A 13,175-nucleotide genomic window follows, 5' to 3' on the forward strand; every position below is an offset into this window, starting at 1 on the left:
TCAGGCGTGGGATTTGGACGTACCCGATTGTGCCGCCGATTGGGGTGCATCTTCGGCGATGCGCTCGCCATTGAGCACGCGATGGGCACGTTCGCGGTCGATATCGCCTTCCCAGGCGGCGATGGCTACCGTGGCCACGCAGTTGCCGATCAGGTTGCCCAGCGCACGGGCGATACCCATGAACCAGTCCACCGACAGCACCAGCACCAGCCCAATGGCGGGAATCGCGGGGATCGCATGCAAGGTGGCTGCCAGCACCACGATGGCCGAGCCCGGCACGCCGTGTGCGCCCTTGGATGTGACCAGCGCAATGGCCAGTATGGTCAGCAGGTCGGACATGCTGATGGGCGTGTTGGTGGCCTGGGCGATGAAGACCGCCGCCAGCGTGATGTAGATGGAGAATGCATCGAGGTTGAACGAGTAGCCGGTGGGAATCACCAGGCCCACGGTGGAATCGCGCACGCCCATGTTGCGCAGCTTGGCCATCACCTGCGGCAGCACGCTGTCGGACGAGGTGGTGGCGAACACGATGGTCAGCTCTTCACGCAGGTAGCGCAGCAGCTTGATGAGGCTGAAGCCGGACAGGCGCATCACCAGGCCCAGCACCACGAATACGAAGAACAGCACCGCCACGTAGAACAGGCCCACCAGCATGCCCAGCTGCTTGAGCGAGCCGATGCCGTACTTGCCCACGGTGAAGGCAATGGCGCCCAGCACGCCCAGCGGTGCCAGCTTGATGATGATGCCCATGATCTTGAACAGCGCGAGTGCCGTCATGTCCACCAGATCGGCCAGCGGCTTGACGCGGTCGCCCAACAGCGTGAGCGCACAGCCGAACAGCACCGCAAACAGCAGCACCTGCAGCACATCGCCCTTGGCAAAGGCGTCCACCACTGTTGTGGGGATGAGTTTCATCAGGAAATCCACCGTGCCGCCGCTGGTCAGCTTGTCGGCGTTGCTGGCGTAAGCCGCCATGGCCGCCGGATCGAGCTGGCTGACATCCACGTTCATGCCCACGCCAGGCTCGAACACAAAGGCCAGCACCAGCCCCATGGCCAGCGCGATGGTTGTGAGCACTTCAAAGTAGATCAGCGATTTGACCCCCACGCGGCCCACGCGCTTCAAGTCGCCCGCCCCGGCAATGCCGTGCACGACCACGCAGAACACCAACACGGGGATGATCATCTTGATCAGCTTGATGAAGCCGTCGCCCAGCGGCTTGAGCTTGACGGCGTATTCAGGCGTCAGCAGGCCAACGATCACACCCACAATGAGTGCGATCACCACCTGCCCGAAGAGGGATTTGACAAAGCGGCGCATGGAATGGATTCCTTGAAATGTATTTGCATACAAGATTTATTCATCTTGTGCACAAGAATGTACTCAAGGAGTTTGCGGCGCATGCAGCGGGTATTCCCGGTATGCGCGGCAGGTGCCTCAAAAGCCAAAAGGCATGCCCATGGAGCGTTTCCATGGACATGCCTTTCGGTGGACGGCGCTTTGGCGGCCTGCAGGCCTGCGCCTGCGCATAACAGTTATTCCGGGCGAGGAATGGTTCAGCGGGCCGATTCCACAGCCGCCACCACCACCACCTCGATCTTGTAGGCGGGGTTGGCCAGCTGGGCCTGCACGGTGGCCCGGGGCGGGGTGTGGCCAGCGGCGACCCAGGCGTCCCAGACTTCGTTCATCTGGCCGATTTCGCTGATATCGGTCAGGTAGATCTGGCATTGCAGGATGCTTTGCTTGCTGGAGCCGGCTTCGCCCAGCAGGCGGTCAATGTGGCCCAGCACCTCCTGCGTCTGTGTCTTGATGTCCGCGCCGGGGCTGTTTTCCGGAATCTGGCCTGCCAGATACACGGTGCCGTTGTAGATGGCGGTTTCGGACAGGCGGGCGCCCACATGGCGGCGGTCAATGGCAGAGGTCATGCGTGTCTTTCTGTGGAGGAAACGGTTTTCAAAAATCATAGCGCATGGCGCCCACTGGTGGAGCGCCTAGGGCTGTTTTGGTGCAGATGCGGCACAATGGTGTTCTTACCGCGCAGAAGCCTGCGCCCACGAGACCATGCCATGAGCCAACGATTTTCCGAGTCCCTCAAAGAACTGAACCGCACGCCGTGGCAGGCCTGCACCCAGCACCGCTTCATCAACGAAATGTTCGCAGGAACCCTGGACGACGCCGTGCTGCACCGCTACCTCGTGCAGGATTACCAGTTCATCAACCAGTTTGTCGCCCTGCTGGGCGCGGCCATTGCCAGTGCCGACCACTTTGCGCCGCGCGTCACCCTGTCGCAGTTTGTGGCCATGATCACGAGCGACGAAAACACCTATTTCATCCGCAGCTTTGACGCGCTGGGCGTGGCCGAATCCGACCGCCACCTGCCGCAGCTGAGCCTGCCCACGGTACAGTTCCAGGCGCTGATGCTGGAGGCCGCGCGCAGCCAGAAATACGCCAACTGCCTGGCCGTGCTGTGCGTGGCAGAAGGCCTGTACCTGGATGCATTCGACCGCGATGGCGCTGTACTGCCGCCCCGCTTCGAGCATGCCGAATGGATCCATCTGCACGCCAATGACTTCTTCCGCGGCTTTGTTGGCTGGCTGCGCGCCGAGCTGGACCGCGTGGGCGAGGGCCTCGATCCGCAGGCCCGGGCCGACGCGGCAGATTTTTTTGCCCGCGCCGTTGCGCTGGAGCAGAACTTCTTCGACCATGTTTATGCCGTCTAGCGCTTACTGACAGGGCAACACACTATCAAAAAAAAGAGCAAAACGGCCCGTGCCTCATGACACGCATATCGCTTGCAGGCGCGCCCCTTCTTCCTGACAATGCCATCCACCATGCTCAGCATCCAAGACATTCGCGCTGCCGCGCAGCGCATCCAAGGCAAGGTTGAACGCACGCCTTGCCTGTATTCACACACCCTGTCGAACATCGTCGGCGCCAAGGTGTACCTCAAGTTCGAGAACCTGCAGTTCACGGCGGCCTTCAAGGAGCGCGGTGCCTGCAACAAGCTGATGCAGCTGACCGGCGAGCAGCGTTTGCGTGGCGTGATCGCCATGAGCGCAGGCAACCATGCGCAGGGCGTGGCCTACCACGCCCAGCAGCTGGGCATCCGCGCCGTCATCGTGATGCCGCGCTTCACGCCTGGGGTGAAGGTGGAGCGCACGCGCAGCTTTGGGGCGGAAGTCGTGCTGCATGGCGACACGCTGGAGGAAGCACGCATCCACGCCTACGCGTTGGCCGACGCGCAGCAACTGGTGTTTGTGCACCCGTTTGACGATGAGGACATTGCCGCCGGCCAGGGAACGCTGGCGCTGGAGATGCTCGAAGACCATCCCGATCTGGACGCCCTGCTGGTGGCCGTGGGTGGCGGCGGCTTGATTGCCGGGATTGCCACGGCGGCCAAGGCCATCCAACCCGGGATCGAGGTGGTGGGGGTGCAGACATCACGCTTTCCCAGCATGCTCAACGCCGTGCAGCATAAGGACTTGCCCGTCGGCGTCTCCACCATGGCAGAAGGCATTGCAGTGGCGACGGCAGGCATGATCACCCGCCAGATCGTGGCCGAGACAGTGGACGATCTGGTGCTGGTGGAAGAGGGCGATATCGAGCAGGCCGTGCTGATGCTGCTGGAGATCGAGAAGACCCTGGTGGAAGGCGCGGGCTCGGTGGGCCTGGCAGCGCTGCTGCGCTATCCGGACCGCTTCAAGGGCAAGAAGGTGGGACTGATCCTCTCGGGCGGCAACATCGATCCGCTGCTGCTCGCCTCCATCATCCAGCGGGGCATGGTGCGTTCCGGGCGGCTGGCGCGCTTGCGCATCAGCTCGCGCGACGTGCCGGGCATGCTGGCGCGCATCACGGCCATCGTTGCCGAGGCGGGTGCCAATATCGAAGAGGTGCACCACCAGCGCGCCTTCACCAAACTGGCCGCACAGAACACCGAGATTGACATCGTGCTGCAGACCCGCAGCAATGTGCATATCCAGGAAGTGATGGACAAGCTGCGCGCAGCAGGCATGCAGGTCGAGCTGGCCTGATGCAACGCTGGCGCTGACGACGCCCCATACGGGCGCCGTCGGCACGCCGCATGGGTCAAGGGCGTTTTCCGCGCAGAGCGGCTCTGCCAAAGTGGCGAAAAACCTTTCACTTTGCTTGCTAGATGGCACTGTGCATTTGACGCAGATCATGCATTTGAAGGGTTTATGGCGCAGTAGTTCTTCAGAACGATGGCATGGCGGCGGCCATCGTTCTTCTGGCGCGGCGTGATGCACTAACAGGTGGATGGTGCAGCGCGGCCTGGCGCGCGACAGTGGGGGCAGATTCAACAACATCTGCCCCACCATGGATTCCGCCTCTGCACCACCCGCTGTCTCCCGCCAGGCCTGGAGCGTTCTCGCCGTCAGCACGCTGGCCTTCACCGTCTGCTTCATGGTGTGGATGATGTTTGGCGTCATCGGCATTCCGCTCAAGAAGCAGCTGGGCCTGAATGCCACCGAGTTCGGCCTGCTCACCGCCATGCCTGTGCTCTCGGGCTCGCTGGTGCGGGTGCCGCTGGGCATCTGGACGGACCGCTATGGCGGCCGCATTGTGATGACCATATTGATGGCCGTCACTGTGCCAGCCATCTGGCTCATGGCCTATGCCACGCAGTACTGGCAGTTTCTGGTCATCGGCCTGTTTGTCGGTCTGGCTGGCGGCTCGTTCTCGGTAGGCACGCCTTACGTTGCACGCTGGTTCCCCAAGAGCCGCCAGGGCATGGCGATGGGTGTGTACGGCGCCGGCAACTCGGGCTCGGCGGTCAACAAGTTCCTCGCACCCGCACTGCTGGTGGTGGGCGGCTGGGTGCTGGTGCCCCAGGTCTATGCCGCCATCCTGGCGGGCACCGTGGTGCTGTTCTGGATGTTCAGTTCGCACGATCCACGGCATCTGGTGGCCAGCAATGTGCGTTTTGTCGACCAGCTCAAGGCGTTGAAAGACCCGCGTGTGCTCAAGTACTGCCAGTACTACAGCATCGTGTTCGGTGGCTATGTGGCGCTCGCACTGTGGATGGTGCAGTACTACGTGGGCGAATACGGCCTCGATATCCGCGTGGCTGCGCTCCTGGCGGCCTGCTTTTCGTTGCCTGGCGGTGTGCTGCGCGCCATCGGCGGCGTGCTGTCAGACAAATATGGCGCCCACAAGGTCACCTGGTGGGTGATGTGGGTGAGCTGGATCTGCCTGTTCCTGCTGAGCTATCCGCAAACCGATTTCACCATTGCCACCATCAACGGCCCCAGGACATTCCACATCGGGCTGAACGTCTACACCTTCACTGCGCTGATGGGCGTGCTGGGCGTGGCTTTCGCCTTCGGCAAGGCCAGTGTCTTCAAGTACATCGGCGACGACTACCCCGACAACATCGGCGCCATCAGCGGCATCGTCGGACTGGCTGGCGGCCTGGGTGGCTTTGTGCTGCCCATCATGTTCGGCGCCTTGCTGGATATGACCGGCGTGCGCGCCAGCGCTTTCATGCTGCTGTACGGCGTGGTCTGGGTTTCTCTCATCTGGATGTACTGGACCGAGGTGCGCCACACCGACCTGATGGGCAGCACCCCCGCCAAGAAGGCTTGAAGGCCGCGTGAATATCTTCTGGAAAGAATCTCCATGAACACTACAACCACCACTGCGCCGCGCCGCGGCAGCACCTTGAAAATCTGGACCCCGGAGGACAAGGCCTTCTGGGAAAAAGAGGGCGAAGCCATCGCCAAGCTCAATCTGTGGATTTCGGTACCCGCCCTCTTTCTGGCCTTTGCTGTCTGGCAGGTCTGGAGTGTGGTTGCCGTCAGCCTGCCGAGTCTGGGCTTCCAGTACTCGACCAACCAGCTCTTCTGGCTGGCGGCGGCGCCCGCGCTGTCCGGCGCCACGCTGCGCATCTTCTACTCCTTCATGGTGCCCCTGGTCGGCGGACGCCGCTGGACGGCGATCTCCACCGCCAGCCTGCTGATCCCGGCCATCGGCATCGGTATTGCGGTGCAGGACCCGAGCACGCCCTATCCCACGATGCTGATCCTGGCCCTGCTGTGCGGGCTGGGAGGCGGCAATTTCAGCTCCAGCATGGCCAATATCAGCTACTTCTTCCCCAAGGACCGCAAAGGCTCGGCGCTGGGCGTGAACGCTGGCCTGGGCAACCTGGGGGTGTCGGTGGTGCAATTCCTCAGTCCCATCGTCGTCACGGCAGGGCTGCTGGGTGTGTTCGGTGGCGATCCGCAGACCATCACCAAGGGCGGCGCCCAGGTGCAGGTCTGGATGCAGAACGCCGCCTTCATCTGGGTGCCATGGATCGTGCTTGCCTCGGTTGCAGCGTGGTTCGGCATGAATGATGTGGCCGACGCCAAGGCCTCGGTGGCAGCACAGGCGGCCATCTTCGTGCAGCCGCACAACTGGATCATGTGTGTGCTGTACCTGGGCACCTTCGGCTCCTTCATCGGCTTTGCTGCGGGCTTTCCCCTGCTGATCAAGAGCCAGTTTCCCGCCGTCAACCCCTTGACCTATGCGTGGCTTGGCCCGCTGGTGGGCGCCGTGATCCGTCCCTTTGGCGGCTGGCTTGCCGACAAGGTCGGCGGTGGCGTGGTCACTATGTGGAACTTCCTGGTGATGGCTTTGGCCGTGCTGGGCGTGCTGTATTTCCTGCCCAAGGGCGCGAGTGCGCTGGCGCTTTCAATCGGGCCTGCCGAGGGCAATTTCACTGGCTTCTTTCTGATGTTCCTGCTGCTGTTTGTCACCACCGGCATCGGCAATGGATCGACCTTCCGGATGATTCCCATCATCTTCAACCAGCTCGCCCTGCGCCAGGCCGGCAAGGACGCAGCGGCGCAGGCTTCCGCAATCAAGGAAGGCAATGTGCTGGGCGCTGCTGCGGTCGGCTTTGCCGGTGCGTTTGGCGCCTACGGCGGCTTCTTCATTCCCAAGAGCTACGGCACTTCCATCGCTGCCACCGGCGGCCCGGAGGCAGCGCTGTGGGTCTTTGCCGCCTTCTACCTGCTGTGTGTGGTCATCACCTGGTGGTGCTATGGGCGCCGCCAAGCCTCCATGCCCTGCTGAACCTTCACGAGAAAACGAGAACCACCATGAGTCATTTCCTCGACCGCCTCACCCACTTTCGCCTGCCCAAGGAAAGCTTTGCCGACGGCCACGGCCGTACCACGGGCGAAGACCGCACCTGGGAAGACGCCTACCGCGCCCGCTGGTCGCATGACAAGATCGTGCGCAGCACGCATGGCGTGAACTGCACCGGCTCGTGCTCCTGGAAGATCTATGTCAAGGGCGGCATCGTCACCTGGGAAACCCAGCAGACCGACTACCCCCGCACCCGCTGGGACATGCCCAACCACGAGCCACGTGGCTGCGCGCGCGGCGCCAGCTACAGCTGGTACCTGTACAGCGCCAACCGCGTGAAATATCCGATGGTGCGCGGCCGGCTGCTGGAGCGCTGGCGCGCTGCGCTGGCCGTGGCCAAAACACCCGTGGATGCCTGGGCCCTGATCGTGCAGGACGATGCTGCGCGGCGCGACTACCAGAGCGTGCGCGGCATGGGCGGATTCGTGCGCAGCAGCTGGGACGAGGTCAACCAGCTGGTAGCTGCAGCCAACGTCTACACCATCAAGCAACACGGGCCCGACCGCATCATCGGCTTCTCGCCCATTCCTGCGATGAGCATGGTCAGCTATGCGGCGGGCAGCCGCTACCTGAGCCTGATTGGCGGCGTGTGCATGAGCTTCTACGACTGGTACTGCGACCTGCCGCCAGCCAGCCCGCAGGTATGGGGCGAGCAGACCGACGTGCCTGAATCGGCCGACTGGTACAACAGCAGCTACATCATCGCCTGGGGCTCCAACGTGCCGCAGACGCGCACACCCGATGCCCACTTCTTCACCGAGGTGCGCTACAAGGGTGCAAAGACCGTTGCCGTGACGCCCGACTACAGCGAGGTGGCCAAGCTCTCCGATGTCTGGCTGCATCCCACGCAGGGCACCGACGCGGCGCTGGCCATGGCCATGGGCCATGTGGCGTTCAAGGAGTTCTACTTCGACCGGCGCAGCGAATACTTCGACGACTACGCACGCCGCTACACCGATCTGCCCATGCTGGTGCTGCTGGAAAGCCAAACCCTGCCCGACGGCAGCGTGGTGCAAGTTCCGGGCCGCTACCTGCGCGCCAGCGACTTCAACGGCAAGCTCGGGCAGCAGAACAACCCGGAGTGGAAGACCATGGCCTTCGACAGCGATGGCCGCGCCGTGCTGCCGCACGGCTCCATCGGTTTCCGCTGGGGGGCCGAGGACCGCGACGACGCCGGCAAATGGAACCTGGAGGCCAAGGAGGCACGCCACGGCGCCGAGGTGAAACTCAAGCTCTCGGTGCTGGAAGACGGCAGCCAGGCGCATGAGGTTGTCGATGTGGGCTTTCCTTACTTTGGCGGCATTGCCACGCCGCATTTCACGGCCAACGAACAGCAGGGCAATGTGAACCGCGCCCGTGTGCCGGCTGTGCGCCTGCGCCTGGATTGTGATGGTGAATACAGCGAGGCGCTGGTTGCCACCGTGTTCGACCTGCAGGCCGCGCAGTACGGCATCGACCGTGGTTTGGGCAGTGGTGCTGCCAGCTACGACGACAACGCACCGTACACCCCGGCATGGGCCGAGCAGATCACCGGCGTGCCGCGCCAGCAGATCATCACCGTGGCGCGCGAATTTGCAGACAACGCGGACAAGACGCGCGGCAAGTCCATGGTCATCATCGGTGCGGCGATGAACCACTGGTACCACTGCGACATGAACTACCGTGGCGTCATCAATCTGCTGATGCTGTGCGGCTGCATTGGCCAGAGCGGCGGCGGCTGGTCGCACTACGTGGGCCAGGAAAAGCTGCGCCCGCAGACCGGATGGACGGCGCTGGCCTTCGCACTCGATTGGGCACGGCCACCACGCCAGCAGAACAGCACCAGCTTTTTCTACGCGCACACCGACCAGTGGCGCTACGAGAAACTGGGCATGGAAGAAATCGTCAGCCCCTTGGCCGATCGGAGCCAGTACGGTGGCAGCATGATCGACTACAACGTGCGCGCCGAGCGCATGGGCTGGTTGCCGAGCGCCCCGCAGCTCAAGACCAATCCGCTGTCGATTGCTGCGCAGGCCGATACGGCGGGCTTGGCGCCACGCGATTATGTGGCCCAGGGCCTCAAGAGCGGCAGCCTCACGATGAGCTGCGAAGACCCGGACGCCCCCGAGAACTGGCCGCGCAACCTTTTCGTGTGGCGCAGCAACCTGCTGGGCTCCAGCGGCAAGGGGCACGAGTACTTCTGCAAACACCTGCTGGGCACCGACAACGGCGTGCAAGGTAAGGACCTCGGCCCGCAGGATGCCAAGCCCGAAGAGGTGACCTGGCATGCCCAGGCGCCCCAGGGCAAGCTGGATCTGCTGGTTACGCTCGACTTCCGCATGAGTACCACCTGCCTCTACTCCGATGTGGTGCTGCCCACGGCCAGCTGGTACGAGAAAAACGATCTCAACACCAGTGACATGCATCCCTTTATCCACCCACTGTCGGCTGCGGTCGATCCGGTGTGGGAGTCGCGTTCCGACTGGGAAATCTACAAGGGCTTTGCCAAGGCTTTCAGTGAGGTCTGCGTGGGCCATCTGGGCGTGGAGCGCGATACCGTGCTCACGCCGCTGATGCACGACACCCCCGCCGAGCTGGCGCAGCCCTACGGCGTGGCCGAGTGGAAAAAAGGCGAGTGCGACCTTATCCCCGGCAAGACGGCGCCACAGGTCACGGTGGTGGAGCGCGACTACCCCAACACCTACAAGCGCTTTACCGCGCTGGGCCCGCTGATGGACAAGCTGGGCAACGGCGGCAAGGGCATCAACTGGAAAACCGGCACCGAGGTGGAACAACTGGGCCAGTTGAATGGCCTGACCACCGAGCCCGGCGTGACCGAAGGCCGCCCACGCATCGTCAGCGACATCGACGCCTGCGAAGTCATCCTGCAGCTGGCTCCCGAGACCAATGGCCACGTGGCTGTGAAGGCATGGGAGGCGCTGGAAAAAGCCACGGGCCGCGAACACAAACACCTGGCCCTGTACCGCGAGGACGAAAAGATCCGCTATCGCGACATTCAGGCGCAGCCGCGCAAGATCATCAGCTCGCCCACCTGGAGCGGCATCGAGAGCGAAACGGTGAGCTACAACGCGGGCTATACCAATGTGCACGAGCTGATTCCATGGCGCACGCTCACCGGCCGCCAGCAGTTCTACCAGGATCACCCCTGGATGGTGGCCTTCGGCGAGGGCTTCTCCAGCTACCGTCCGCCGGTCGACATGAAGGCCACGGCTGGCATGCAGGGCATCAAACCCAATGGGCACCCCGAGATCCAGCTCAACTTCATCACGCCGCACCAGAAGTGGGGCATCCACAGCACGTACACCGACAACCTGCTGATGCTTACGCTCAACCGTGGCGGCCCTGTGGCGTGGATCAGCGAGGAGGACGCCAAGCGCGCCGGTATCGAAGACAACGACTGGATGGAGATGTTCAACCTCAATGGTGCAGTCGCCGTGCGCGCGGTGGTAAGCCAGCGCGTCAATCCCGGCATGGTGCTGATGTACCACGCGCAGGAAAAGATCATCAACACACCCGGCAGTGAGATCACCGGCGTGCGTGGTGGTATCCACAACTCGGTCACGCGCATCGTGCTCAAACCCACGCACATGATCGGTGGCTACGCGCAGTACAGCTACGGCTTCAACTACTACGGAACCATCGGCACCAACCGCGACGAATTCGTCGTCGTGCGCAAGATGGCCAAGGTGGACTGGCTGGACACGCCGCGCGATGACCACCTGGCTGGTGCTTACCAGTCGCAGGGCGAGAACCCCTGATTCCGATCAGAAAGAACAAGGAAACCGCGATGAAAGTACGTGCACAGATCGGCATGGTGCTGAACCTGGACAAATGCATCGGCTGCCATACCTGCAGCGTGACCTGCAAGAACGTCTGGACCAGCCGCCCCGGCGTGGAATACGCCTGGTTCAACAACGTCGAGACCAAGCCCGGCATTGGCTACCCCAAGGAGTGGGAAAACCAGGAGCGCTGGAATGGCGGCTGGACCCGCAAGGCTGATGGCTCCATCGTGCCGCGCCAGGGCGGCAAATGGCAGCTGCTGATGAAGATCTTCGCCAACCCCAACCTGCCGGAGATCGACGACTACTACGAGCCCTTCACCTTCGACTACGACCACCTGCAGAGTGCCAAGGAGATGAAGGCAGCGCCTACGGCCCGTCCGCGCAGCCTCATTACCGGCCAGCGCATGGAGAAGATCGAGTGGGGCCCGAACTGGGAGGAAATTCTGGGCGGTGAATTCAGCAAGCGCAGCCGGGACAAGAATTTTGACGAGGTGCAGAAGGACATCTATGGCCAGTTCGAGAACACCTTCATGATGTACCTGCCGCGTCTGTGCGAGCACTGCCTCAACCCCGCCTGCGTGGCAAGCTGCCCGAGCGGTTCGATCTACAAGCGCGAGGAAGACGGCATCGTGCTGATCGACCAGGACAAGTGCCGCGGCTGGCGCATGTGCGTCTCGGGCTGCCCCTACAAGAAGATTTACTACAACTGGAAGAGCGGCAAGGCCGAAAAGTGCATCTTCTGCTACCCACGCATCGAAGCCGGGCAGCCCACCGTGTGCTCGGAAACCTGCGTCGGCCGTATCCGTTATCTGGGTGTGCTGCTCTACGATGCCGACCGCATCGAACAGGCTGCCAGCGTCGAAAAGGACAAGGACCTGTACCAGGCCCAGCTGGACGTCTTCCTCGACCCGAACGACCCGGCGGTGATCGAGCAGGCCCGCCGCGACGGTATCCCCGAGGCCTGGCTGATCGCTGCGCGCAACAGCCCCGTCTACAAGATGGCGGTGGACTGGAAGGTTGCACTGCCGCTGCATCCCGAGTACCGCACGCTGCCCATGGTCTGGTACGTGCCACCGCTGTCGCCCATTACTGCAGCGGCCCAGGCCGGCCACGTGAGCGCCAACGGCGAGTTGCCGGATGTGAACCAGCTGCGCATTCCTGTCAAATACCTGGCCAACCTGCTCACCGCAGGCGACACCGTGCCGGTGGTGCGGGCGCTGGAACGTATGCTGGCCATGCGCGCCTACCAGCGCGGCAAACATGTGGAAGGTATGCCCAACCAAGCGGCACTGCAACAGGCGCAGCTGTCTGTGGCCGAAGCTGAAGAGATGTACCGGATCATGGCCATTGCCAATTACGAAGACCGCTTTGTGATCCCTACCACGCACCGCGAATACGCCGAAAACGCCTTCAATGTGCGCGGCGGCTGCGGGTTCTCCTTTGGCAACGGCTGCAGCGAGGGCGAGACCGAAACCAGCCTGTTTGGCAGCGAGAAGAAGCGCACCATCCCCATCAAGGCGACGCTGTGAGGAGAGAAGACATGAAAGACAGTATCAGCTTCACCCTGCGCGCACTGGCCCACCTGCTGCGCTACCCGGATGCCGACATGCGTGGCCACCTGGTGGACATCCATACCGCGTTGAACGCCGAAAACGCGCTGGGCAATGTGCGCCGCACTGAACTCGACGCCCTGATGGATCGCCTGCTGGCAGAAGGCATGGATGCCGAAGCCAGCTATGTAGACCTGTTTGACCGTGGACGCGGCACTGCACTGCACTTATTCGAGCATGTGCACGGCGATTCGCGTGACCGCGGGCCGGCGATGGTCGATCTGGTGAAAACCTACGAGCGGGCTGGCCTGCTGCTGGACCCTGCCGAACTGCCAGACCACCTGACTGTGCTGCTGGAGTTCGCCTCCACCCAGCCGACGCAGGAGGCGCGTGCCTTCATTGGAGAGTTTGCGCACATTCTGCAATCCATCGCCGCTGCCCTGGTGCGCCGCCAAAGCGACTATGCCGCCGTGGTGTCTGCCGTGCTTGACCTGGCAGGCCAGCCGGTGGTGGCAGATGCGCCAGCCGCTTCCTTGCCCGCTGATGAGTCATTGGATGCAAGCTGGGAAGAGCCAGCAGCATTTGGCGGCTGCAACAGCCAAGGGCAGGCAGCACCCGGCACCCCGCAACCCATCCACATCATGCGGCGCCAGCCACCGGCCGGCGCCGCCCGCTGAATCCCGAGGAGCCCGCC

General features: G+C 62.9%; 9 protein-coding genes. 7 read left to right on the forward strand and 2 right to left on the reverse strand.

Annotated elements, in window-relative coordinates; translation table 11 throughout:
- Together LAD35_RS01105 and LAD35_RS01110 are read right to left on the reverse strand one after the other, a co-directional pair.
- On the reverse strand, positions 1–1,320 hold the full coding sequence (locus LAD35_RS01105; protein ID WP_224150934.1) for a C4-dicarboxylate transporter DctA: 1,320 nt from the start codon (positions 1,318–1,320) through the stop codon (positions 1–3).
- Between the two features lie 236 nt (positions 1,321–1,556).
- On the reverse strand, positions 1,557–1,925 hold the full coding sequence (locus LAD35_RS01110; RefSeq protein WP_184705051.1) for a RidA family protein: 369 nt from the start codon (positions 1,923–1,925) through the stop codon (positions 1,557–1,559).
- A 141-nt stretch (positions 1,926–2,066) separates the two neighbouring features.
- Here LAD35_RS01110 and LAD35_RS01115 point away from each other — a divergent pair, with 141 nt between their 5' ends.
- The 7 genes from LAD35_RS01115 (at position 2,067) to narJ (ending at position 13,158) form a co-directional block, all read left to right on the forward strand.
- Positions 2,067–2,720: a TenA family protein gene (locus LAD35_RS01115; RefSeq protein WP_224150935.1), complete on the forward strand. Its 654-nt coding sequence runs from the start codon at positions 2,067–2,069 to the stop codon at positions 2,718–2,720.
- 111 nt (positions 2,721–2,831) lie between these two features.
- Entirely contained in the window at positions 2,832–4,031 is a 1,200-nt protein-coding gene (locus tag LAD35_RS01120) for a threonine ammonia-lyase (protein ID WP_224150936.1), read from the forward strand.
- 304 nt (positions 4,032–4,335) lie between these two features.
- Positions 4,336–5,604 carry an MFS transporter gene (locus tag LAD35_RS01125; protein WP_224150937.1) on the forward strand — a complete coding sequence of 423 codons (1,269 nt, stop codon included), beginning with the start codon at positions 4,336–4,338 and terminating at the stop codon, positions 5,602–5,604.
- 33 nt (positions 5,605–5,637) lie between these two features.
- Positions 5,638–7,074 carry an MFS transporter gene (locus tag LAD35_RS01130; protein ID WP_224150938.1) on the forward strand — a complete coding sequence of 479 codons (1,437 nt, stop codon included), beginning with the start codon at positions 5,638–5,640 and terminating at the stop codon, positions 7,072–7,074.
- Between the two features lie 26 nt (positions 7,075–7,100).
- Complete coding sequence (locus LAD35_RS01135; RefSeq protein WP_224150939.1) at positions 7,101–10,907, forward strand: nitrate reductase subunit alpha; 3,807 nt, start codon at positions 7,101–7,103, stop codon at positions 10,905–10,907.
- Positions 10,908–10,936: 29 nt separating this feature from the next.
- Positions 10,937–12,460 carry a nitrate reductase subunit beta gene (narH, locus tag LAD35_RS01140; RefSeq protein WP_224150940.1) on the forward strand — a complete coding sequence of 508 codons (1,524 nt, stop codon included), beginning with the start codon at positions 10,937–10,939 and terminating at the stop codon, positions 12,458–12,460.
- An 11-nt stretch (positions 12,461–12,471) separates the two neighbouring features.
- Positions 12,472–13,158 (forward strand): nitrate reductase molybdenum cofactor assembly chaperone, encoded by a 687-nt coding sequence (narJ, locus tag LAD35_RS01145; RefSeq protein WP_224150941.1) that lies wholly within the window; start codon positions 12,472–12,474, stop codon positions 13,156–13,158.
- Positions 13,159–13,175: the final 17 nt, after the last annotated feature.

It is taken from the genome of Comamonas odontotermitis (genome assembly GCF_020080045.1).
Classification (GTDB): domain Bacteria; phylum Pseudomonadota; class Gammaproteobacteria; order Burkholderiales; family Burkholderiaceae_C; genus Comamonas; species Comamonas odontotermitis.